This is a genomic window from Qipengyuania citrea (assembly GCF_024171405.1).
GTDB classification, from domain to species: domain Bacteria; phylum Pseudomonadota; class Alphaproteobacteria; order Sphingomonadales; family Sphingomonadaceae; genus Qipengyuania; species Qipengyuania profunda.
Window position 1 is genome coordinate 925,084 of sequence record NZ_JALJZT010000002.1, and the last position, 22,385, is coordinate 947,468.

The 22,385-nt window shown below is 65.4% G+C and carries 24 protein-coding genes; 15 read left to right on the forward strand and 9 right to left on the reverse strand.

Annotation, left to right across the window (positions count from 1 at the left end):
• The first annotated feature begins 4 nt into the window (after positions 1 to 4).
• Positions 5 to 787, forward strand: a complete 783-nt coding sequence (locus J2S32_RS05510) for an SDR family oxidoreductase (protein WP_253517754.1) — start codon at positions 5 to 7, stop codon at positions 785 to 787.
• An 8-nt stretch (positions 788 to 795) separates the two neighbouring features.
• Here J2S32_RS05510 and folP read toward each other — a convergent pair whose 3' ends face one another.
• The 3 genes from folP to J2S32_RS05525 form a co-directional block, all read right to left on the reverse strand.
• Positions 796 to 1,911: a dihydropteroate synthase gene (gene folP / locus J2S32_RS05515; protein WP_253517758.1), complete on the reverse strand. Its 1,116-nt coding sequence runs from the start codon at positions 1,909 to 1,911 to the stop codon at positions 796 to 798.
• 390 nt (positions 1,912 to 2,301) lie between these two features.
• Complete coding sequence (locus tag J2S32_RS05520; protein ID WP_253517761.1) at positions 2,302 to 3,081, reverse strand: SDR family oxidoreductase; 780 nt, start codon at positions 3,079 to 3,081, stop codon at positions 2,302 to 2,304.
• On the reverse strand, positions 3,078 to 3,407 hold the full coding sequence (locus J2S32_RS05525) for a nuclear transport factor 2 family protein (RefSeq protein ID WP_253517763.1): 330 nt from the start codon (positions 3,405 to 3,407) through the stop codon (positions 3,078 to 3,080). The genes J2S32_RS05520 and J2S32_RS05525 overlap by 4 nt, the downstream gene beginning before the upstream one ends.
• Positions 3,408 to 3,535: 128 nt before the next feature.
• Between J2S32_RS05525 and J2S32_RS05530 the strand changes: the two genes are divergently transcribed.
• Together J2S32_RS05530 and J2S32_RS05535 are read left to right on the forward strand one after the other, a co-directional pair.
• The gene (locus tag J2S32_RS05530; protein ID WP_253517768.1) at positions 3,536 to 4,444 is read left to right on the forward strand and encodes a LysR family transcriptional regulator; all 909 of its coding nucleotides are present in this window, start codon (positions 3,536 to 3,538) and stop codon (positions 4,442 to 4,444) included.
• Positions 4,445 to 4,836: 392 nt separating this feature from the next.
• Entirely contained in the window at positions 4,837 to 5,673 is an 837-nt protein-coding gene (locus tag J2S32_RS05535) for an alpha/beta fold hydrolase (protein WP_253517773.1), read from the forward strand.
• A 71-nt stretch (positions 5,674 to 5,744) separates the two neighbouring features.
• Here the strand turns inward: J2S32_RS05535 and J2S32_RS05540 are convergent, their stop codons facing one another.
• Positions 5,745 to 6,884: a site-specific DNA-methyltransferase gene (locus J2S32_RS05540; RefSeq protein WP_301299051.1), complete on the reverse strand. Its 1,140-nt coding sequence runs from the start codon at positions 6,882 to 6,884 to the stop codon at positions 5,745 to 5,747.
• Positions 6,885 to 7,257: 373 nt separating this feature from the next.
• Between J2S32_RS05540 and J2S32_RS05545 the strand changes: the two genes are divergently transcribed.
• The 3 genes from J2S32_RS05545 to J2S32_RS05555 all read left to right on the forward strand — a co-directional run bounded on the left by J2S32_RS05545 (position 7,258) and on the right by J2S32_RS05555 (position 8,202).
• Positions 7,258 to 7,452: a hypothetical protein gene (locus J2S32_RS05545; protein WP_253517777.1), complete on the forward strand. Its 195-nt coding sequence runs from the start codon at positions 7,258 to 7,260 to the stop codon at positions 7,450 to 7,452.
• A 205-nt stretch (positions 7,453 to 7,657) separates the two neighbouring features.
• Entirely contained in the window at positions 7,658 to 7,870 is a 213-nt protein-coding gene (locus tag J2S32_RS05550; RefSeq protein ID WP_253517780.1) for a cold-shock protein, read from the forward strand.
• A 77-nt stretch (positions 7,871 to 7,947) separates the two neighbouring features.
• Entirely contained in the window at positions 7,948 to 8,202 is a 255-nt protein-coding gene (locus J2S32_RS05555) for a hypothetical protein (RefSeq protein ID WP_253517784.1), read from the forward strand.
• Here J2S32_RS05555 and J2S32_RS05560 read toward each other — a convergent pair.
• Complete coding sequence (locus J2S32_RS05560) at positions 8,183 to 8,824, reverse strand: ribonuclease HII (protein ID WP_253517820.1); 642 nt, start codon at positions 8,822 to 8,824, stop codon at positions 8,183 to 8,185. The genes J2S32_RS05555 and J2S32_RS05560 overlap by 20 nt on opposite strands.
• Between J2S32_RS05560 and J2S32_RS05565 the strand changes: the two genes are divergently transcribed.
• The 6 genes from J2S32_RS05565 to J2S32_RS05590 all read left to right on the forward strand — a co-directional run bounded on the left by J2S32_RS05565 (position 8,823) and on the right by J2S32_RS05590 (position 13,891).
• On the forward strand, positions 8,823 to 9,995 hold the full coding sequence (locus J2S32_RS05565) for a PQQ-dependent sugar dehydrogenase (protein ID WP_253517823.1): 1,173 nt from the start codon (positions 8,823 to 8,825) through the stop codon (positions 9,993 to 9,995). The two genes, J2S32_RS05560 and J2S32_RS05565, sit on opposite strands and share 2 nt — an antisense overlap.
• A 52-nt stretch (positions 9,996 to 10,047) precedes the next feature.
• Complete coding sequence (locus J2S32_RS05570) at positions 10,048 to 10,569, forward strand: GNAT family N-acetyltransferase (protein ID WP_253517826.1); 522 nt, start codon at positions 10,048 to 10,050, stop codon at positions 10,567 to 10,569.
• A 212-nt stretch (positions 10,570 to 10,781) separates the two neighbouring features.
• On the forward strand, positions 10,782 to 11,330 hold the full coding sequence (locus J2S32_RS05575; RefSeq protein ID WP_253517830.1) for a DUF1285 domain-containing protein: 549 nt from the start codon (positions 10,782 to 10,784) through the stop codon (positions 11,328 to 11,330).
• Positions 11,327 to 11,932: a CoA pyrophosphatase gene (locus tag J2S32_RS05580; RefSeq protein ID WP_253517865.1), complete on the forward strand. Its 606-nt coding sequence runs from the start codon at positions 11,327 to 11,329 to the stop codon at positions 11,930 to 11,932. Before J2S32_RS05575 ends, J2S32_RS05580 begins: the two co-directional genes overlap by 4 nt.
• Positions 11,925 to 13,103, forward strand: a complete 1,179-nt coding sequence (locus J2S32_RS05585) for a CCA tRNA nucleotidyltransferase (protein ID WP_253517868.1) — start codon at positions 11,925 to 11,927, stop codon at positions 13,101 to 13,103. Before J2S32_RS05580 ends, J2S32_RS05585 begins: the two co-directional genes overlap by 8 nt.
• A gap of 227 nt (positions 13,104 to 13,330) precedes the next feature.
• On the forward strand, positions 13,331 to 13,891 hold the full coding sequence (locus J2S32_RS05590) for a hypothetical protein (protein ID WP_253517871.1): 561 nt from the start codon (positions 13,331 to 13,333) through the stop codon (positions 13,889 to 13,891).
• Between the two features lie 235 nt (positions 13,892 to 14,126).
• Here J2S32_RS05590 and parC read toward each other — a convergent pair whose 3' ends face one another.
• Positions 14,127 to 16,427: a DNA topoisomerase IV subunit A gene (gene parC / locus J2S32_RS05595; RefSeq protein WP_253517874.1), complete on the reverse strand. Its 2,301-nt coding sequence runs from the start codon at positions 16,425 to 16,427 to the stop codon at positions 14,127 to 14,129.
• Positions 16,428 to 16,525: 98 nt separating this feature from the next.
• Between parC and J2S32_RS05600 the strand changes: the two genes are divergently transcribed.
• Together J2S32_RS05600 and J2S32_RS05605 are read left to right on the forward strand one after the other, a co-directional pair.
• The gene (locus J2S32_RS05600) at positions 16,526 to 17,083 is read left to right on the forward strand and encodes a type 1 glutamine amidotransferase domain-containing protein (protein WP_253517877.1); all 558 of its coding nucleotides are present in this window, start codon (positions 16,526 to 16,528) and stop codon (positions 17,081 to 17,083) included.
• 94 nt (positions 17,084 to 17,177) lie between these two features.
• Positions 17,178 to 18,887: a mechanosensitive ion channel family protein gene (locus tag J2S32_RS05605; protein ID WP_253517880.1), complete on the forward strand. Its 1,710-nt coding sequence runs from the start codon at positions 17,178 to 17,180 to the stop codon at positions 18,885 to 18,887.
• A gap of 8 nt (positions 18,888 to 18,895) precedes the next feature.
• Here J2S32_RS05605 and J2S32_RS05610 read toward each other — a convergent pair whose 3' ends face one another.
• The 3 genes from J2S32_RS05610 to J2S32_RS05620 all read right to left on the reverse strand — a co-directional run bounded on the left by J2S32_RS05610 (position 18,896) and on the right by J2S32_RS05620 (position 21,452).
• On the reverse strand, positions 18,896 to 19,222 hold the full coding sequence (locus J2S32_RS05610) for a 2Fe-2S iron-sulfur cluster-binding protein (protein ID WP_253517884.1): 327 nt from the start codon (positions 19,220 to 19,222) through the stop codon (positions 18,896 to 18,898).
• Positions 19,219 to 20,295: a cysteine desulfurase family protein gene (locus J2S32_RS05615; RefSeq protein ID WP_253517888.1), complete on the reverse strand. Its 1,077-nt coding sequence runs from the start codon at positions 20,293 to 20,295 to the stop codon at positions 19,219 to 19,221. Before J2S32_RS05615 ends, J2S32_RS05610 begins: the two co-directional genes overlap by 4 nt.
• Positions 20,296 to 20,393: 98 nt before the next feature.
• A complete protein-coding gene (locus J2S32_RS05620; protein ID WP_367398989.1) occupies positions 20,394 to 21,452 on the reverse strand; it encodes a cysteine desulfurase family protein in 1,059 nt (352 codons plus the stop codon).
• Between the two features lie 129 nt (positions 21,453 to 21,581).
• On the opposite strand from J2S32_RS05620, the gene J2S32_RS05625 reads away from it, so the two are divergent.
• Positions 21,582 to 22,238 carry an alpha/beta hydrolase gene (locus tag J2S32_RS05625; RefSeq protein WP_253517895.1) on the forward strand — a complete coding sequence of 219 codons (657 nt, stop codon included), beginning with the start codon at positions 21,582 to 21,584 and terminating at the stop codon, positions 22,236 to 22,238.
• Positions 22,239 to 22,385: the final 147 nt, after the last annotated feature.

A 22,385-nucleotide genomic window follows, 5' to 3' on the forward strand; every position in this document is an offset into this window, starting at 1 on the left:
GGCCATGGGCAAGCTCGACGACATGCTGTGCGTGGTCACCGGCGGCGCACGCGGCATCGGCAAGGCGATATGCGCCGCATATATGGCCGAAGGCGCGCGCGTCGTGCTCACCGATATCGACGAGGACGAAGGTAGGAAAGCCGCCGCCGAGCTCGGCTGCAGCTTCCACCGCCTCGACGTCGCCAGCGAAGCCGAATGGGACGCGCTGGCTGCGGCCTTCCCCGCGATCGACGTGCTGGTCAACAACGCCGGGATCACCGGGTTCGAGGACGGCCCCGCGCCGCATGATCCCGAGAACGCCAGCTTGGCCGAATGGCACCGCGTGCACAGCGTCAATACCGACGGCTGCTTCCTCGGCTGCCGCTATGCCCTGCGCGCGATGAAGGCCAAGGGCACGGGGTCGATCATCAACATGTCTTCGCGCTCGGGCCTCGTCGGCATTCCCGGCGCGGCGGCCTATGCCGCGAGCAAGGCGGCGATGCGCAACCACAGCAAGTCGGTCGCGCTCTACGCCGCGCAGCAAGGCTGGGCGATCCGCTGCAATTCGGTCCACCCCGCCGCGATCCTCACCGACATCTGGGAGCCGATGCTGGGCGACGGGCCCGACCGCGACGCGAAGATGGCCGCGCTGGTCGCCGATACGCCGCTGAAGCGCTTCGGCACGGCCGAAGAGGTCGCCGCGGCCTGCGTCTACCTCGCCAGCGCCGACAGCGCCTATATGACCGGCGCGGAACTCACGCTCGACGGCGGTCTGCTCGCCGGCAGCGCCGCTTCGCCCGGAAGCTAGCCAGGCAGCTAGGCGGGCAGGTCGGCGAAGTCGGTCAGCGCGGCATCGCGCAGGCCGCGCCAGACATTGCGCGCCTGCACCGTCTCCGCGACATCGTGGACCCGCACCATCTGCATGCCCGCGCGCATCCCCTCGAGCGCCAGCGCCACGCTGCCGCCCAGCCGCTGTTCGACCGGCGCTTCCTTCGACAGCGCGCCGATTATGCGCTTGCGGCTGGCCCCCAGCAGCAGCGGATGGCCCAGCGCGTGGAACAGCGGCAGCGCGTTCATCAGCGCGAGGTTCTCCGCCAGGCTCTTGCCGAAGCCGATCCCCGGATCGAGCACGATGTGCTGCGCCGCGATCCCCGCTTCGAGCGCCGCGTCGCGCCGCGCGCGCAGCGCGTCGAAGACGTCGAACACCACGCTGGCATAGTCGGCGCCCGTGTGCAGGTCTTCCTGCGCGGCACCCGGCGCATGCATCAGCACCACCGGGCAGCCGGCGCGTGCGACCACTTCGGCGCTGCGCGGATCATGCGCGAGGCCCGAGACGTCGTTGACCAGATGCGCGCCCGCTTCCAGCGCGGCCTCCATCACCGCTGCCTTGCGCGTGTCCACGCTGACCGCCGCGCCCATTCCGGCGCAGGCCTCGATCGCGGGCACGACGCGCTTGATCTCGTCGCCTTCCCACAGCGGCTTGGCCCCCGGCCGCGTGCTTTCGCCGCCCACGTCGATCAGCGCGGCACCGGCCTCGACCATGGCGGCGGCGTGGTCACGGCCGGCCTCGGCATCGTCGAGGAAGCGCCCGCCGTCGCTGAAGCTGTCGGGGGTGACGTTGAGGATGCCCATCACCTGCGGCTGGTCGAGCGGCACGGTCCGCGCACCCAATTGCAATGGCGGATGCGCGAGCGTCAGATTGGCCCATTGCGCCTCGCCCTCGGCGCCAAGCTCTTCGGGCAGGCGGCCGAGCGCTTCGGCCATGGTGTCCGGCGCCGCAAGCCAGCGCTCGACCACCTCGCCATCTCGCCGCTGGATCACCGCGAAGCGGCTGGCATAGACCATGGTGCCTGCCAGCCGGATCGCATTGCCATGTTCGGACTGCGGTCCGGGGACGAGACCGATCGGCCGGATATAGACCTGCCCACTCATTGTTGGACTTCCCCAGAACAAGCACCGCGACATGGACCGGGTGTTACACGGTCCAATGCGAAAAAAGCCGCGGAGGGGTTTTGCGGTGCGAGGCGGAACGGGGCGTGAGCTGTGAGGCGCTGGATCATGCGCGGAGTGTTAGCGCGCGAATGCACTGTAGGACAGTCACCCTATGGCGGTTTGCTACTCCCCTGCCCCGGTACGGAGCGCAGTTCCTGCATGAAGCGGGCGCTTCATTTGCGGGAAAGCAGGCAATATGAGGGTTGGCGCGACGACTTCCGTATCGTTTGTGAAGCCTCCCGAATACCTAAACCGACTTTCCGAACACGGCCAGCCACTGGATGCGCACTCGAACGCTTCCGTTTTCTGGCAGCCGTGTAGCCGTCGCGATCATACGGTAGGGATTGTCCCACCATCGATGACATACTCGGATCCAGTGATCGTCGCCGCTCGATCGGAAGCAAGAAAAGCAACCAGATTTGCGATCTCCCCGGGTTCGGATGGGCGACCGATCGGCACGCCCCCAAGCGAGTCCATGATCAGCTGCTTTCCCTGCTCTACGCTTACGCCATGATCAGCTGCGAGGCGTGCTGCGAGAGCGATTGAGCTTTCTGTCGCGATCCAGCCGGGCGAGACGCGAACAACGCGAACGCCCTTGGGCGAAACCTCCTTCGAAAGCGCCTTGCTATAGGTCGATAGAGCGGCCTTGGCTGCAGCGTAGGCGGTTGTAGCCTCGGGCAATGGCAGCTCGTTCTGGATCGACGTGACGTGGATTACGACGCCGGATCCTCGCGTCGTCATCGAAGGAAGCAATGCCCGGTCGAGGCGAACTGCGGGCATCAAGTTGAGGTCGAGTTCTCGGTACCATTCTTCATCGGTGAGCGCTTGATACCCACCGGCCGGTGCAGAAGAACCGCCGAGCATGTGCACAACGATATCAACCCCGCCAAGGCGATCGAATACGGCGCGCGCCACGCGAGCGCATCCATCCGGAGACGTGAGGTCGGCCGCCACGAAGTTCGCCGCCTTCATGTCCTCTGGCTTGCTCCTCGCTGTAGTCAGGACGCGGGCGCCGAGTTCGGTTAGAAGTGCGACGGTCGCGGCACCTGCTCCGCGGGTCCCCGACGTAACGAGCGCCCGCTTGCCGCAGAGCGAGAGGAAGTCGCTCATGGCACGATCTCAAGTCGGGCGATCTTGTCGTCTGCGAAGGCGAAGATGTAACGCAGATCGACCGGGCTACCGGGGAAATTGCCCGCCAGATGTCCTGTCACGACAATCCGACCGTGCTCGGGAGCGATGGCGATCGGCTTGACGGTGTAGGTATATTGAGTGGAGGCATTTGCCATCCACTGGCGGATGGCTTCGCGTCCCGTGTAGGTATTCCCTTCGTCGATCACGACCGCGTCTTCGGCGAAGCATTGGGCGATCGCATCGGGATTTGAAGACTTGTCGGCCTCGAAATACTCGCGGACCACGTCAGGCAAATGAATAGGCATTATCATTCTCCAGATTGGTTTGGTGTTCGGCGAAGAGCACCGGCCTGTTCGGCACCATCCGAATAGGCCTTTACCTGCATCCCGATAATTGAGATAAATCTGGATGAGCCATCTGGATTTTGAGGACAATGAGCGGCTACAGCTTGAGCGATTTCGAAGCCGTCCTTGCGATTGGTCGCAAAGCATCGTTTCGCGCAGCAGCGGTCGATCTGGGGATCTCGACTAGCGCATTGAGCAGCGCAATCGCCAAGCTGGAGAGCCAGTTGGGTGTTCGCTTGTTCAATCGTACGACCCGTAGCGTTGCTTTGACAGAAGCAGGCCGCCGGTTTGTCGATCAGGTCACCCCCGCCTTACGGGACGTCCATCAAGCGCTCGACACCGTCCGATCGCAGCAGGACACACCTTCCGGGACATTGCGGATCAACACTTTCCCCACTGCCGCTCGCGAGATCATGGCACCACTCGTCTTGGAGTTCCTGAGACGCTTTCCCGAGGTCCATATCGATCTGGTCACGGAGGGCAATCTTACCGACATCGTCGCAGCCGGCTTCGACTTCGGTGTAAGGAGCCGGGACCTGGTTCCGTCAGACATGATCGCCATTCCGATCACTCCAGCCAGGCGGTACGTCGTGGTGGCTTCCCCAGCATATCTGGCTGAACGAGAACGCCCGCAAGTACCGGCAGACCTACTCTCTCATGTATGTATCCGCATACGCCTTCCGAACGGAGCAATGTACCGCTGGCATTTCGAATCCCAGGGCCAGCCAACGCAAGTCGATGTCCGAGGTCCGATCATCCTCGATGAGGCAAGCGTGGCTCGCATGGCCGTCCTCGAGAATGTCGGCTTCGGGTTCTTCATGGAATCGGATGTCCGGTCCGACATCGATGCGGGGAGGATGGTGCAGGTTCTGGAAAACTGGACCCCCGCGCTTGCGCCCTTGTGCCTCTATTATCCTAGTCGTCGCAACCCACCTGCGGCGGTCAAGGTCTTTGTTGATCTCGCCCGCGAACTCGCACGCGCGGCAAAACAGAACTAAAAGCCAGAAACCATGATTCAAGGCCCGAATGCCCCCTCTTGCAGGCTAGCGGCCCAATGACGTTCGGCCACCGGCATGGGCCTCTGCCGAGCGGGGACATGCAACTCCCGTTGGGTCTGCCTAATCATATTTCACCACCGCCAGTTGAGCTGGCGCGCGCGGCGCCGATGGGTTTGATTACGACGTCCTGTGCGAAGTGCCAGAAGGCCCAGCCATATCCGTTTCACGCGCTGCTTGGTGCTGTGCATTCGTAATTACTGCGCGCGCCGACAATTAGCCGCGGAAACGACACCCGACAGGCGTATCCTGCCGCCTGCGACTCGGGCCGACAGCGGCCGTTCGCCACCCATGCTTGCCGTATTTCACCCTCCCACACGCAAAGGAGACCGGAAATGCCGTTTGTCACCACTCAGGACGATGTCGAAATCTTCTACAAGGATTGGGGCCCCAAGGAGGCGCAGCCGATCGTGTTCCATCATGGCTGGCCGCTCAGTTCCGACGACTGGGACGCGCAGATGCTGTTCTTCCTGTCGCATGGTTTCCGCGTTGTCGCGCATGACCGCCGCGGGCATGGCCGCTCGGCGCAGGTCGATCACGGTCACGACATGGATCATTATGCCGCGGATGCCGCAGCCGTGGCGGCCGCGCTCGACCTGCGCAATGCGGTGCATATCGGCCATTCGACCGGCGGCGGCGAAGTCGCGCGCTACGTCGCCCGCCATGGCGAGCCCGAGGGGCGCGTGGCCAAGGCGGTGCTCGTCGCCGCGGTCCCGCCGCTGATGCTGAAAACCGACGACAATCCGGAAGGCACGCCGCGCGAAGTGTTCGACGGTTTCCGCGCCGCGCTGGCGGGCAATCGCGCGCAATTCTTCCGCGACGTTCCCGCAGGCCCCTTCTACGGCTTCAACCGCGAGGATGCGGAGACGATGGAAGGCGTCATCCAGAACTGGTGGCGCCAGGGCATGATGGGCGGCGCCAAGGCGCATTACGACGGGATCGAGGCGTTCTCCGAGACCGACCAGACCGGGGATCTGCAGGCGATCACCGTGCCCACGCTGGTGCTGCACGGCGAGGACGACCAGATCGTGCCGATCGCCGCCTCGGCGCACAAGGCGGTTGGCTTGCTCGCAAACGGCACGCTCAAGACCTACCCGGGCCTGTCGCACGGCATGCTGACGGTGAACGCCGAGCAGCTCAACGCGGACATGCTGGAATTCATCACCGGCTGAGGCGTGGCGCCCCCCGGTCCGCCAAGCGGCCGGGGGATGCGCGCGCTATCCGGCGAGGCCGCGCAAGAGGATCAGTCCTCCACCGCCAGCAGGTATAGCTGCCGCGCGGCGTCGATCGGCTTGGCTTCTCCTTCGACTTCGTAGTGCCAGAAGGTCCAGCCGTTGCAGCTGGGCGCGCCTTGCAGCTCCTTGCCGAGGCCGTGGATGCTGCCGGTCTGTTTCTCATGCGCGAGCGAGCCGTCGGCGCGGACGGTGGCGGTCCAGCGGCGTTTCTTGTCGAACACTTGCGTGCCGGGCTTGATGAAGCCGTTTTCGACCAGCGCGCCGAAGGCCACTTTGGGCGCGCTGCGGCCCGCCTGCATCGTGGTGAGCGCGCTTTCGTCGAGCGGGAGTTCCTTCTCGATCCGCTTGATCGCGGCGTCACGGTAATTGCCTTCGCGTTCGCAGCCGATCCATTCGCGGCCCAGCCGCTTGGCCACCGCGCCGGTGGTGCCGGTGCCGAAGAAAGGGTCGAGCACCACGTCGCCGCGCTCGGTGGTGGAGAGCAGCACGCGGTAGAGCAGGCTTTCGGGCTTCTGCGTCGGGTGGACCTTGTGGCCGCCCTCTTTCAGCCGTTCGGCGCCGTTGCAGATCGGCAGGACCCAGTCGCTGCGCATCTGCAGCTCGTCGTTGAGCGTTTTCATCGCGCGGTAGTTGAAATGGTACTTGGCCTTTTCGCCCTGGCTGCACCACAGCAGCGTTTCATGCGCATTGGTAAAGCGCGTGCCGCGGAAATTGGGCATCGGGTTGGACTTGCGCCAGACGATGTCGTTGAGGATCCAGAAGCCCAGGTCCTGCAGGATCGCGCCGACGCGGTAGATGTTGTGATAGCTGCCGATCACCCACAGCCCGCCATCGGGCTTGAGCACGCGCTTGGCCTCGGTCAGCCATTCGCGGGTGAAATCATCGTAGATCTTGAAACTGTCGAACTGGTCCCAGTGATCGGTCACCGCATCGACATGGCTGCCGTCGGGCCGGTTGAGATCGCCGCCGAGCTGGAGATTGTAGGGCGGGTCGGCGAAGACGAGGTCGACCGAAGCGGTGGGGAGCGAGCGCATGGCTTCGACGCAGTCGCCATCGAGAATGCGCCCGAGCGGCAGCAGTTCGCGCGGCGTTTCGGCCGGTTTTACAGCCGCTTTCGCGCGACTCTTCGTGGTCTCGATGACCCCCATCATATGCATCCCTGTCCTGAGTTATCCACAGGGTGAGTCCAAACGGAGTCGCGGTCAAGCACCAATATTCCGCGCGCCGCGAGGTGCGGCGGAATGCCCAGAGAGAACAGAAGGTGTCCGCTACAACATGTTGAGTCCCCCGCGAATCTGCGGACTCAAGATGCTGCGGTGTGGCCGCGAGGACTCTATCGCGCGGCCTTCGCAGCATTTCTTAGGCGATCGGCCTGCGCTGTGGTACAAGCGCTGCTGCTACCGGTCGCGAACGACGGGTCTGGGGGTCCCCTGGCAAAGGGCACCCGCCTCCTTTCCGCCTTCTAGCTACAGCCCCCGCCACTCGGGCCGGGTTGTTGTGCTATCCGCAAGGAGCCTGCCCATGAAACTCGCCGACCGCCTGTCGAACCTGTTCCGCGTCTCGCGTCGCAAACAGGACCCCGCGCCCGCCAACGATGCCCTGCCGTGGGTCGGCAGCGATCCGGAAATCGACCGCCAGATCGCCGAATGGCATGCGCTGATCGAACAAGGTCAACCGAGCGCCGGAGCCACCGGCAGCGACCAGCCGCGCAAATAAGCGTTTGGTATCGGCAGGCGCGCGTGCTAGTGCATAATTGCTGACGTCGAATTATGCGACGGACTTCGGGTTTTGACGACCGCCGCTTGCTTTCAGTAGCCCCGGCGCAAACCAGACGACGACTTCCTTTCATTGGACGATTTTAAGCACGACCGCTCCACATGTTGTGGCGCGGCAACCTCTCGCGTTCTCGAAAGGAACCATCATGAGCAAGACCGGAACCGTAAAATTCTTCAACACCGACAAGGGCTATGGCTTCATCCAGCCCGACGACGGTTCGGACGACAGCTTCGTCCACATCAGCGCAGTGCAGGCCGCCGGCATGCAGTCGCTCGATAAGGAACAGCGCCTCAATTACGAAGTCGAAACCGGCCGTAATGGCAAGGCAAGCGCCGTGAACCTCTCGGCTGCCGATTGATCTCACGCGGCCGCGCGGCGTCGTCCCCACGGATGACGCCGCGCAGCCCATCCCTTCTGCAGCAACGGAGATGATCGATGGCGAATCCGACCTACGAATTCTATTCAACCCGTGCTGCCGAATCCGCAGCGGAGGCCAAGGCGGCGACGCTGGATAATGTCCGCGATCGCGCCTTGCGGTCCGAAGCGACCTGGCAGGCGCTAGCCGATCAGGCCCGCGCCGTAGCGCGGCAGCGCAAGAAGATCGAAACCGCCAAGGCCGAAGCGCGCGAAGCCGAAGCCCGCGATCTCGCCGAGCGCGAAGTCGGCGTCCCTACGCCACCCTACTCGTAAACAGATCCGCCTGCGCCACGGGCGCAAAACTGCGCCTGTGCAAGGGCGTGGGCCCATGCACGCGCAGTGCCTCGACATGTTCGGCGGTGCCATAGCCGGCATTGCGTTCCCACCCGTAATGCGGGTGCCGCGCGGCCGCAGCGCGCATCAGCGCATCGCGATGTTCCTTGGCGATGATCGAGGCGGCGCCGATACACCTCTCCTTGCCGTCACCGCCGACGATCGGCCGGGCCTGTGCCCAGCGCCACTCGGGATGACGCCCGTGCGGGGTCATGTTCCCGTCGATCAGCACCGCTTCGGGTTCGCACCCCAGCGCCGCGACCAGCCGCGACACCGCCACGGTCATCGCCAGCATGGTCGCGTTGAAGATATTGAGCCGGTCGATCTCCGCCGGCTCCACCACCGCCAGGCCCCACGCACAGCGCGCCATGATCTGCGGCTCGAGCGCCGCGCGTTTCTTGGGTGAAAGCCGCTTGGAATCGTCGAGCCCGCCAGGGCATGGCTTGCATAGCACCACCGCGGCTGCGACAACCGGACCGGCCAGGGGCCCGCGCCCCGCCTCGTCGACGCCGATCACCAATGGCGCGGCACCAAGCCCTCGTTCGGGAGTTGCACTGAACATGAAAAAGACCTCAATCCTTGCCGCCACTTTATCGCCCCTCCTGCTCGCTTCAAGCTGCGGCTCCACCGGATCGGGGGATAGCCCGCCGACGCAGGCATCGCCTTCGGGCGAGACCGGCGGCACATGGGACGGCGGCTTCGTAACCACCGAACACGGGAGTTTCGCCGAACCATGGGCGGCGGCCTTCGTCCCGGGTACCGCGATGCTGTTCGTCACCGAAAAGGCGGGCACGGCGAAGATCGTCGATACGGCAAACGACCGGGTCATCCCCGTCACCGGCCTGCCCGAAGTCGATTACGGCGGTCAGGGCGGGCTTGGCGATGTCGCCTTCCTGCCGTCGCAAAGCGCCTCCACCATCGGTCGCCGCGCGATCTATCTCAGCTGGGCGGAAGCCGGCGAAGGCGATACGCGCGGCGCGGCCGTGGGTCGCGGCGAACTGGTCTGCGCAGCATCGGACAGCTGCCGCATTGACGGCCTCGAGGTCATCTGGCGCCAGACCCCCAAGGTTTCCGGACGCGGTCATTATTCGCATCGCCTGGTGCTGAGCCCCGACGAGCAGCACCTGTTCGTCGCCAGCGGCGAACGCCAGAAACAGACCCCCGCGCAGGACAAGCAGAGCCATCTGGGCAAGATCGTCCGGCTCACCCTCGATGGCAGCCCCGCAGGCGATGGGGCGATCGGCGGGGCGCTGCCCGATATCTGGTCGATGGGTCATCGCAACATCCTCGGCATCGATTTCGATGCGCAGGGGCAATTGTGGGAAGTCGAGCACGGCCCCAAGGGCGGTGACGAACTCAATCTCGTCCGGCGCGGCCAGAACTACGGCTGGCCGGTGCGGTCGAACGGGGTGAACTACGACGGCTCGGACATTCCCGACCATTCGGCGGATGACGGCTTTGCCAAGCCCGCAGTAAGCTGGACGCCGGTCATCGCGCCCGGAAACATGATCTTCTACACCGGCGACCTGTTCGACGGGCTGGCGGGCGATCTGCTGATCGCGGGCCTCAAGACCGAAGCGATCGTGCGCGTCGCAACCGATGGCGACACGGCGCGCGAGACCGCCCGCTATGATATGGACAACCGTATCCGGCAGATCGTCGAAGGACCCGATGGTGCGCTGTGGGTGCTCGAAGACGGCGACGGCGGACGGCTGCTGGAACTTCGCCCCTGATAAGGCGAAATTGATCGACACCGGCCATGGGCAGCCCTAATCGGCGCGGCCCATGGCTAGCCTCGTCCCCCTTTCCGCAATCGATCCGGCGCTGGTCGAGCAATTGCTCGACGCGGCGTTCGGCGAGGAGCGGCATGCACGCACCGCCTATCGCATCCGCGCGGGGATGGACTGGCTCGAAGGCGCGAGTTTCGCTGCGCTCGACGACGAGGATTACCTCGCCGGGACGATCCAGCTGTGGCCGGTGGCGCTGACTGACCCCAAGGGCCGCGCACACCCGATGATCATGGTCGGCCCCGTCGCGGTCATGCCCGGGCGACAGGGCGAAGGCTTCGGCAAGGCGCTGATGGCCGCCAGCCTCGGCGCCATCGACGCAGGCTTCGAAGAGGGCGCAGCCCCGCTGCCGCAAGTGATGATCGGCGATCCCGACTATTACGACCGCTGGGGCTTCTTGGCCGATCATACGGGCGGCTGGCACTGCCCCGGCCCCTACGACCGGGACCGGCTGCTGGCGCGCACGGGCAATCCGGCGGTGCTGCCTGCCGAGGGCATGCTGGGGCCGTGGAATTCCTGATGCGTGCGTGAAGCGCAGCCGCGCTTCCCTTGGCTGCGCAGCGACTGACGCAGTCAGCCGCGAACAGACGCCATCTTTGCGCCGTCATCCCTGCGCAGGCAGGGATCCAGATAACCTCGCCTGATGAGCTGACGTGAAGGCATCCGGGCCCCCGTCTGCGCAGAGGCGACGGGGTATTGAGTGAGCGGGAGTGTTCTGCCATCGCTCGCGTCGTGCCCTATACTCCGCCCCCCGAACTTGCCGGAATGTCGCTGGCCCAGATCGCGGAAGCGGTTGCCGCGCGCAAGCTGCCCCCGGTCGAGCAATGGTCGCCCGACAATACCGACGACAGCCATATGCGCATCGCCGCCGATGGCACCTGGTATCACGAGGGCTCGCCGATCAGGCGGGGGGGCATGGTCCGCGCCTTTGCCGGCCTGCTCAATCGCGAGGACGATGGCAGCTACTGGCTCGTCGTGCCCTATCAGAAGCTGTCGATCGCGGTGGACGATGCCTGTTTCATCGCGACCGACGTGTCCGAGACCGAAGGCGACCTCGCCTTCCGGCTCAATACCGACGAACTGGTGGTGGCGGGTCCGGGCCATGCGATCCGCGCGGCGGGCGATCCCGATAGTCCCGCGCTCTATCTGCACGTGAGGCGCGGCTGCGAAGCGCGGCTCAACCGTTCGACCTATGAACAGCTCGCGCGCATTGCGCTGGCGCGGGGCGACGACTGGACCGTGGCCAGCGGCGGCGAAACCTACTCGCTCCTGCCCGCATGAGCGCGATCTTCGATCGGCTGACCACGCTGTTCCAGCAGGGGCATACGCGCGAATTCGACGATTTGCTGTCCGACAGCCGTTTTGCCGATGCCAGCCGCACCGCCGACGCGGCGGTGCTGATCGCGGTGACCGAGCAGCCCAATCCGACCGTTCTCCTGACCCAGCGCCCACGCACCATGCGCGACCATCCCGGCCAGGTCGCCTTTCCCGGGGGCAAGCTCGACCATGGCGAGGACGCAGTGCAGGCGGCGCTGCGCGAAGCATGGGAAGAACTGTCGATCGAGCCTGAGCACGTCCGCCTGATCGGGACCACCGACCGCTACCAGACCGGGACCGGTTTCGACATCACCCCGGTGCTCGCCACGGTGCCGCATGACCTGCCCATCCGCCCCGATCCGCGCGAGGTCGAAAGCTGGTTCGAATGCCCGCTCGACAAGCTGATGGATGCATCGCAATGGAGCCGCAATTCGGTGTTCTGGAAAGGCGCGATGCGCGAATATCTCGAAATGAACCATGACGGCTACCGGATCTGGGGCGTTACCGCGGCGATCTGCTGGAACCTGTCGCGCCGGGTCGAATGGCTGCGGGCGCAGGATGACTGAGCACCTTCCGCAGGCCGAATGGACGCAGCGTGCCAGCCTCGCGAAGCTGGTCGAGGCGCTGGGCGCGGAGGATCTGCGCTGGGTCGGCGGCTGCGTTCGCGACACGCTGCTGGGCTATCCCGCCAACGATATCGATGCCGCCACGCGCCACCTGCCCGCAACCGTGATCGATCGCTGTCGGTCTGCGGGTATCCGCACCGTGCCCACCGGGATCGACCACGGCACGGTGACCGCCATCCTCGAGGATGGCCCGGTCGAGATCACCACCCTGCGCCGCGATGTGGCGACCGATGGCCGGCGCGCGACGATCGCCTTCTCCGAAGATTGGCGCGACGATGCAGCGCGGCGCGATTTCACCATCAACGCGCTCTATGCCCACCCCGAAACGCTGGCGATCGACGACTATTTCGGCGGGCTGGACGATCTGGCCGCGCATCGCGTGCGCTTCATCGGCGATGCCGCAACCCGGATCCGCGAAGACCATCTGCGCATCCTGCGCTATTTCCGCTTCGCCACGCGCTTCGGCGACGATTGGGATGCGGAAGCGAGCCGCGCCTGCAGCGAGCTGGCGCCCACGCTCAAGGGCCTCAGCCGCGAACGCGTGGGCTGGGAGTTGCAGAACCTGCTCGCGCTGCCCGATCCCGCGGCCACGGTGGACCGGATGCGCGAATTGGGCGTGCTGCAGGAAGTGCTCCCCGAAAGCGGCCGGCGCGAGGTCGCGCAGCTCGCCCGGCTTGTCGATGCCGAACGCAGCGCCGCAATCGCCCCCGCAGCCATGCGCCGGATGGCCGCGCTGCTGCCCCCCATCGTTCCGGTCGCGGAGACAGTGGCTGCACGCCTGCGCCTTTCGCGCAGCCAGCGCAGCCGGCTGACCTGTATCGCCCGGCGCGAGCCGCAGGACGCAGCGCATCCGCAGGGGCTTGCCTATATGGTCGGGCGCGAATGCGCGGTGGACCGCCTGCTGATCGGCGGGGCCGATCCGGCCCCGATCATCGACTGGGAGGCCCCCGCCTTCCCGCTCAAGGGCGGCGAGATCGTCGCCCGCGGCGTCGCCAGGGGGCCCGAGGTCGCGCGGATGTTGCAGTGCATCGAAAAGCGCTGGGTGGCGGAGCGTTTCCCCTCCCGCGAACGGGTCGAGCAACTGCTCGACGAAGAGCTGGCCGCGCGCTGAACCCCGCCTTCGCACGGCTTCAGCGTGGCTTAAGGTGCAATGCACCATAAATGCCCCGCGGTTGCGAAATGATGCAATCCGTGAAATAGAGAAGCCGTTCTCCCCTGGGGGACTGCGGGGGGCGCAGATCACCATTCTCGTCCGCTCTTTCCAGTTTAGTCGGCTCGATCGCGCGTTTCGCGTGTGGGAGAGCCGCGAGTTCCGAATAACAAGCCTTGGAGTTGCATATGAAAATCGCGAAACTGGCGCTCGCCGCCGTTGCCCTCACCACCACCGCCGCTGTCGCCCCGGGCGTCGCTACCGCGCAGGAAGCTGCCGCCGGTGTGACCGCCGGCGCCACCGTTTATGGCAATGACGGCGTCGAAATCGGCACGGTCGAAAGCGTCGAAGGCGAAACCGCGGTCCTCGTGGTCGACGGCATGAAGGCCCCGGTCCCGGCGGCTGCTTTCGGCACCGGTGAACAGGGCGCCACGCTCAACGCCACCAAGGCGCAGATCGTCGGCATGCTGGAGGCCGCGCATCAGGAAGCCATGGCCAAGCGCGACGCCGCGCTGGTTGTCGGCGCCGAAGCCGTGACCGCCAAGAATGCGCCGCTCGGCACCGTGCTCGAGATCGAAGGCGACAATGTCATCATCGCCCGCGGCGGTGACGAAACCAACAAGATCACGCTGCTGCGCGAACATTTCGCCGCTGCGCCCGACGGCGCGCTGATGGCGTTGATGACCAATGCCCAGATCGATGCCGCGATGGCTGCATCGGCCCCGGCTGCCGAAAGCGCTGGCGAATAATACGACAGCCCTTCAAGGGTCGCATGAAGGCCGGGGACGAGCGATCGTCTCCGGCTTTTTTGTTGGGTGCGTCTCTTCTGCGTGCGCTAGCGGCATCCGCCGCCAGCTTGCGGCTGTTCCGTCCCACGCCCCCCCTCCCGGCCACCCATAGAATACCGTGCCGTGGGTGGCCGGGAGGGGGCGTGGGACGGAACAGCAAGGTCAGGACGGATGTCCTGACCGCACCCGACAAACCTCAACCAAACTTGTTATCCCGCGGGAAGCCCTGCGGCGGGAGGCGGCCGGCGCCGCCGCGCGCGACTTTCCATTGCCACATCTCGCCCTCGGTACGGGTGCGGTCGCCCTTGCCGCCCATCTGCCATGACAGGCCGTCCTCGAGCCGGAAGGTGGTCGCATCAGCCAGCCCGCCATCGCGATAGCGTTGCAGCGTCACCCCTTGTCCGCGGGCGAGTTCGGGCAGTTCCTCGAGGTTGAACACCACCAGCTTGCGATTGTCGCCGACCACGGCGACATGATCGTGCCCTTCGGCGATCGCGCGCGCGACGACCAGCTTCGCACCGTCCTTGAGATTGACCACCTGGCGCCCCTTGCGCGTTTCGGCGAGCAGATCGTCGGTGGTCGCCCCAAAGCCCTTGCCGGTATCGGCGGCGAGCAGCAGCCGCTGCCCCGGCTTGTGCACGATCACCGTCATGATCTGCGCGCTGGCGTCGATATCGAGCGTGTTGCGCACCGGTTCGCCAAAGCCGCGCGCGCCGGGCAGCTTGTCCGCGCCCAGCGTGAAGAACCGGCCCTTGTCGGTCGCCAGCAGCAATTTGTCGGTCGTCTGCGCGTGGAAGACGAAGGCCGGCCCGTCGCCTTCCTTGTATTTGAACTCCTGGTCGAGCGGCAGATGCCCCTTGGCCCCGCGGACCCAGCCCTTTTGCGACAGGATCACCGTCACCGGCTCCTTCTCGATCATCGCATCCATGCTGAATTCCACCGCGGGCGCCGCTTCCTCGATCGCGGTGCGGCGGCGGCCGAGCGCGGTGTCGGGGCCGTATTCCTTGCGCAGCGCCCCCAGATCGCGCTTCAGCCGCGTGCGCTGGCGGGCGGGCGAACCGAGCAGCTTCTCGAGTTCGTCCTGCTCCTTGAGCAGATCGTCCTTCTCGCCGCGCAGCTGCATTTCTTCCAGCTTGCGCAGCGACCGCAGCCGCATGTTGAGGATCGCCTCGACCTGCCGGTCGGTCAGCTTGAACTCCTCCATCATCACCGTTTTGGGATCGTCCTCGGTGCGGATGATCTCGATCACCCGGTCGAGGTTGAGGAAGGCGATGATATAGCCTTCGACCAACTCCAGCCGCCGCGCGATCTGGTCGAGCCGGTGCTGGCTGCGCCGTTGGAGGATATCGATCTGGCTGGCGATCCAGTGGTTGAGCAGCTCCTTGAGCCCCATCACCATCGGCGTGCGGCTGGCGTCGAGCACGTTGAGATTGAGCCCGAAGCGCGTTTCCATATCGGTCAGCTTGTAGAGGCTTTCCTTGAGCAGGTCGGGATCGACATTGCGGCTGCGCGGGACCAGCACGATGCGGATCTGCTCGTCGCTTTCATCGCGCACATCCTCGAGGATCGGCAGCTTGCGATCGCCGATCGCGGCGGCGATCTGCTCGATCAGCTTGCCCTTGGCGACCTGGTAGGGGATTTCGCTGATGACCAGCTGCCATTGCCCGCTGCCAAGCCGCTCGATCCCCGCCTCGCGGTCTTCCGCCTTTTCGGCTTCGGCGGCGTGGAAGCTGCCGCGCACGCGGAACGACCCGCGCCCGGTCTCGTAAGCGGCGGCGACCGTCTCGGCGCTTTCGGCAACGATCCCGCCAGTGGCGAAATCGGGGCCCTTAAACAATTCCATCAGCCGCGCATGTTCGACATGCGGATTGTCGATCACCTCAAGCGTCGCATCGACGATCTCCGCGACATTGTGGCTCGGGATATTGGTCGCCATGCCCACCGCGATGCCGCTGGCACCATTGGCCAGCAGATTGGGGAACAGGCCGGGCATGATCTCCGGCTCTTCTTCCTCGTTATTGTAGGTCGGGATGAAATCGACCGTGCCCGCGTCGAGACCTTCCATCAGGCGCATCGCGGTCTTCGTCAGGCGGGCTTCGGTATAGCGGTAGGCAGCCGCGTTATCGCCGTCGATATTGCCGAAATTGCCCTGCCCTTCGACCAGCGGATACCGCAGCGAGAAATCCTGCGCGAGGCGGACCATCGCGTCATAGGCCGCGGTGTCGCCATGCGGGTGGTACTTGCCGATCACCTCGCCCACCACGCGCGCCGATTTCTTGAAGCCGCTGGAAGGGTCGAGCTTGAGCTGCCGCATGGTCCACAGCAGGCGGCGATGGACCGGCTTGAGCCCGTCACGCAGGTCGGGCAGCGAGCGCGCGGTAATCGTGCTCAGCGCATAGACGAGATAGCGCTCGGACAGCGCCGAATCGAACGGGGCATCGACAATCGCGTCGAACGGGTCTTTTTCACTGTCGAGAGTGGTGTCGTTAGCGGCCATGCGATCCGCCCTATCACCGCCACGCCCTACCTAGAAGAACGGAACGGTGCGCTTTCCCCACGCGTTGCAAGGGCAACATCAAATCAAGGAGTTCCCCTATGACAAAGCGCGTAATGATCCTCGCCACCGATGGCTTCGAACAGTCCGAACTGATGAAGCCCAAGGCCAATCTCGAAAAGGCCGGCATCGAAACCGAAGTCGTCAGCCTCGAGGAAGGCTCGATCCGCGGCTGGGACCAGAAGGATTGGGGCGAAAGCGTCGCGGTCGACAAGACGGTCGATGCGATCGAGAATTGCGATGGCTACGATGCGCTGCTGCTACCGGGTGGCCAGATGAACCCCGACATCCTGCGCATGAACGAGCGCGCAGTCGCCATCGTCCGCGAATTCGCCCTGGCGGACAAGCCCATCGCGGCGATCTGCCATGCCCCGTGGCTGCTGGCCGAAGCCGGCCTGATCGACGGCAAGACCGTCACCAGCTGGCCCTCGATCCGCACCGATCTCAAGAATGCGGGTGCCAATGTGATCGACCAGGAAGTCGCCACCGATGGCAAGTTCATTACCAGCCGTAACCCCGACGACATCCCCGCCTTCAGCAAGGCGTTGATCGACATGCTGGGCGAAACCGTTGCGGATGACGAGCTCGAAGCCGCCTGAGCCATACGACAATTTGAAGCATGACCCCGCTGCGCTCGCGTAGCGGGGTTTTGTTTGTTCGGGACCAATCGCAGCCGCGGTGCATTCGGACCGCATGGGCAATCGTCACACCAGCTTCATCCGCGCGCTCATCGCGCTGTTCTACGCGCTGTTCGCCTTACAGGCGGTCGCCCAATCCGATCGCACGGTCGCGGAGGATTCGAAAGCCTTCGTCTATGAGGTGGAGCGGCTCGACAACGGCACGCCCGCCGGCCGGATCCCGCTCGATCTCGATACACCGATGGGGCTCATGGAAAGCTTCATGGCCGCAGGCGCGGAGGAGGACTGGACGCGCGCCGCCGCGGCGCTCGATCTGGCGAATGTCGATGCGGCGGAGCGCGATCCGGACCGCTTCGCTGCGCGGCTCTACGACCTCATGCACCGGTCGGTCGCGTTCGACTGGGCCTTACTGCCCGACCGCCCCGACGCGGTCGACACCACCACCACCTCGAAGGACCCGATGGCGGGGGTTGCGCGCCGTTCGCTGACCATCGGCCATCTCGAACTGGCCAATCGCACGGTCCCGATCCGGCTTGCCCGCGTGCAGGCGCCGGGAGGCGAACCGGTATGGGTCTTCAGCCGCCAGACGGTCGAGAATGTCCCCGCGCTCTACGATATTTACGGGCCGACCCGGTTCGAGAAGAGCCTGCCCCCCGTACTCCGCCAGCAGGCGTTCTGGACGCTGGCGTGGTGGGAAGCGATTGCGCTGCCGCTGATTCTGTTCGTGGCGGCGCTGGCGGCAGCGCTGACCTATCTGGGCATCGCTCGCTTGCGGCGCCGGCAGGAAGAGGATTCGCGGCTCTATGGCGTGTGGCAGGCGATCCACGTTCCCGCCACGCTGCTGGCCTTCGCGGGCACCTTTGCGCTGGTGCGACTGACGCTGTTCCGCCTGTCGGGCCCGGTCAAGGACCTGCTCGATCCGCTCCAGCTGGTGCTGATCATCGCGGCCATCGTCGGCATCGCGCTGTCGGTGATCGAGGCGCTGTTCGATTTCGCGACCTCGCAGCGCACCGATGAACTGGAATCCCCCGAGAACAATCCCGACCGCAATTTCTACACCAAGATGAGCGCGATCCGGCGGATCGTGACCGTCATGATCCTGCTGGCCGGCATCGGCTTCCTGCTGGTCGCCAGCAATCTGTCGAGCACGCTAGGGTTCTCGATCATGGCCTCGGCGGGCATCCTGGGCCTCGTGCTGGCCTTTGCCGCGCGCAAGGTGCTGGGCGATATCATGGCGAGCGTGCAGATCGCTTTCGCCCAGACCGCCCGGATCGGCGATGCGATCCGCTATGACGGGCAATGGTGTTATGTCGAAAAGATCGGCTTCACCCATCTGCGGCTGCGGACCTGGGACGAACGCCGCCTGATCGCGCCGGTCAGCGATTTCACCAGCGACAGTTTCGAGAACTGGACCAAGCAGGAATCGCGGCTGATGATGCATGTCGAGCTGGAATTCGACAACCGTGCCGATGTCGAGGCGCTGCGCCGGCCGTTCCGCGAGTTCGTGGAGAATGACGAGGATGTCGTCGATCCCGAAGACGCGAAATGCCAGGTCATCGCGCAGAACGCGCAGGCGATGACGGTGCGCTTCATGGCCCGCTCGACCGATCCGAAATGCGGGTGGGACATGCATTGCCGGCTGCGCGAACACATGCTGCGCGCCGCTTCGGAAATGGATGCTGCGGCCGAGCGCGAACCGGTCCCTGCCTATCTTCCCCGCGAACGCGAAGTGCGGATGGATCTGACGGCGGCCGAAGAAGCCTGACCGCCGGCCTAGCGGCTCATATCGTAGCTTTCGGCAGGGATGCGTACTTTCAGCCCGTCGAGTTCGGGGGTGAGGTCGATCTGGCAGGACAGGCGGCTGGTGCGCGCGACGCCGGCGGCGAGGTCGAGCATGTCCTCTTCCTCCTCGCTGGCTTCATGGAGCAGGTCGAACCAGTGGGGTTCGACGATCACATGGCAGGTCGAACAGGCCATCTGGCCTTCGCAGGTTCCCTCGAGCGGGAGCCCCGCGGCCTGCGCCACACGCAGGAGGTTGTCGCCGGGTTCGGCCTCGGCGGTCACCACCTCGTCGGTCGCGGTAACGAATTCGATCTTCACAGCCCTTGCGCCTCCGCTGCAGCGTTGATCTTGCCCGCCGCTTCCTCGATCTCTTCCATGGTGGTGTAGCGCCCGAAGCCGAGCCGGATCGAGCTTTTCGCCTCCCTGTCGGACAGGCCGATGGCCTTCAGCACGTGGCTGGGACGGCCCGAGCCGCTGGCGCAGGCACTACCGGCGGAAAACATCACGTCGCGGACATCGCTCATCAGCCGGTTCACATCGAGCCCATTGCGGCGGATGTTGAGATTGCCGGGCCAGCGCGCGTCCTCGCTGCCGTTGAGCGTCCAGTCTCCGAACAGGCTGCGCGCGCGCGTCCACAGCGCATCGATATGGTCGCGGTCCTGCTCCACCCGGTCCCTCGCCTCGGCAGCCGCCGCGCCCATTCCGGCGATCAGCGCGGGGCTGAGCGTGCCCGAACGCAGGCCGAATTCCTGCCCGCCGCCGGTCTGCACCTCGTGCAGATCGACCCCGTCGCGCAGCCACAGCGCACCGACGCCCTTGGGGCCGTGGAACTTGTGCGCCGAAATCGCGATCATGTCCGCACCGGTCACTGCGATCCGGCCATAGGCCTGCACGGCGTCGCACAGGAACAGCGCATTGTGCTGCTTGGCCTTGCGATGCCATTCGATCGTCGGCTGGATCGTGCCGATCTCGTTATTGACCTGCATCACGCAGACCAGCCGCGTGTCGGCGGGCAGGTCCTGCTTCGTGTTGCACTGGCCGTTGCTCGCGACATTGAGCACATGGCTCTTGCCCGCAGCTTGCGCGGTATCGCCGACCGCCGAATGCTCGATCGCGGAGTAGGATACGGTGCCGCCCTCGCCCGACCCGCGGATCGCGAGGTTGAGCGCCTCGGTCGCGCCCGAAGTGAAGATCACGCGGCCACCCGCGGGCAAGAGCGCGGCGATTTGGTCGCGCGCCAGCTCGATTGCCGCCTTCGCCTGACGCCCCATGCGGTGCGCGCTGTGCGGATTGCCGAAGCCGGTCCCGCCGGGTCCGTCGAGCCAGCGCAGCATCGCATCGCGCGCTTCGGGCGCAAGCGGGGTGGTGGCCTGGTAGTCGAGATAGATCACAGGGCTCTCATACAGTCATTGCGCGCAAAGCGAAGCCATCCAGTTCTGGCCGGGCTGGATTGGCGCGGAGCCTGCGGCCACCCGCAAGGGCTGGTCGGCTATGCACCGGCCAGATCAAGCCAGACCTCGCAGAAGCGCTCCACCTCCGCGCGGGTGGTATTCCAGCCCACCGACACGCGGATGGTATTGGCGGCGATGTCCGGTTCGACCTGCATCGCTTCGAGCACGCGGCTGGTCTTCATCGTCCCGCTGGAGCACGCGCTGCCCTGCGACACAGCGATCCCCGCCATGTCGAAGCGCATCACCTGCGCGGTGGCGCTCATCTTGGGCATGGCGATCGCGCGGATATAGGGGGTCGGGTCGGACAGGCGGTCGGACAGCCAGGTGCCGCCGATCCTGCGGCATTCCCCGGCCAGCGCGTCGAGCGGTTCGAGCACCTGCGGATCGACATAGAGATCACCGCAAGCCTCGAGCGCCGCCGCCATGCCCATCACCCCGGGCAAGTTCTCGGTCCCGCGCCGATAGCCGCGCTCCTGCCCGCCGGAAGGGGCAAGCACGGCATAGTCCTTGACCAGCAAGGCCCCGACGCCGATCGGCCCGCCGAATTTGTGCGCCGAGATAATCGCCATGTCGCAGGACGGCAGCGCGAAGCGGCCCGCACCTTGCGCGCAATCGGCGAGCAGCAGCCCCCCGGCCTGGTGGACGATACCGCCGATGGCGGCGAGATCCTGGCGATTGCCGGTTTCCGAATTGACCTGTTGCACCGCCACCAGCGGGCGCTCGCGCTGGACTGCCTCGGTCAGCACTTCGAGATCGAGCGCGCCGTCGCTCCGCACCGGCAGGCGTTCCGCGGCGAGAGCAGCCTGCAGCACGCAGTCATGTTCGACCGAGGCCACCAGGCGCGCACCAGCCTGCGCATGGCCCAGCGCCAGCGCCGCCGCCTCGCTTGCGCTCGAAGTAAAGATCACCTCGCCCTGCCAGCCGAGCGCCGCCTTCACCCGCTCGCGCGCGTCTTCGAGCAGGCTGCGCGCCTTGCGCCCGGCGGCATGCGGGCTGCTCGGATTGGCCCAGAGCGCGAAGCCGTCTTGCATCGCCTGCAGCGCTTGTGGGCGCAGCGGCGTGGTGGCGGCATGGTCGAGATAGAAGGGCGTGGAAATGGCGGATGCTCGAAAATATTGCGAAATGGGTGTTAATCACTATATAGCGCGCCACTTCGCGCAAAGCTTCATCCGGTTCAAGCCGGGGGTGCCCGCGCCCCGACATTTTCCGACAGGGTATACCTCTCCATGCCGACCGTGATCTTTCCCGGCCCCGAAGGCCGCCTCGAAGGCCGTTTCTCCCCCGCCCCGCGCCCGCGCGCACCGGTGGCGATGATCCTCCATCCGCACCCGCAGGGCGGCGGGACGATGAACGAGCAGATCACGCAGCGGCTCTACAAGACTTTCGTCAATCGCGGTTTCGCCACGCTGCGGTTCAATTTCCGCGGCGTCGGGCGCAGCCAGGGCAGCTTCGACAATGGCGTCGGCGAATTGTCCGATGCCGCCAGCGCGCTCGACTGGATGCAGCAGGTCCACCCCGAAGCGCAGGTGACCTGGGTCGCCGGCGTCAGCTTCGGCGCGCTGATCGGCATGCAGCTGCTCATGCGCCGCCCCGAGATCCGCGGCTGGATCAGCATCGGTGCGCCCGCGAGCATGTACGATTTCTCCTTCCTTGCCCCCTGCCCCGCCAGCGGCATCTTCATCCACGGCGCGCAGGACACGGTGGTCCAGCCGCAGGCGGTGACCAAGCTGGTCGAGAAACTGCGGACGCAGAAGCACATTACCGTGCATCACGAAGAAATTCCGCGCGCGAACCACTTCTTCGAAAACGAGCAGGAAGAGCTGATGAAGTCGGTCGACAATTATCTCGACTTCCGTCTCGACCCGAGCTGTCCGATCAAGTGATCGGGCGGCCCCGGATGCGGGCCACACCCGGCGTTCGAAACGACTAAGGTTGCGTAATGCAACGCGAAATCGCTTCGTCCAAGGATAGTAATGTTGTAACATCTTTCATGTGAGGAGGCATCAAAGCCTCCCGCATGGAAGAGGAGC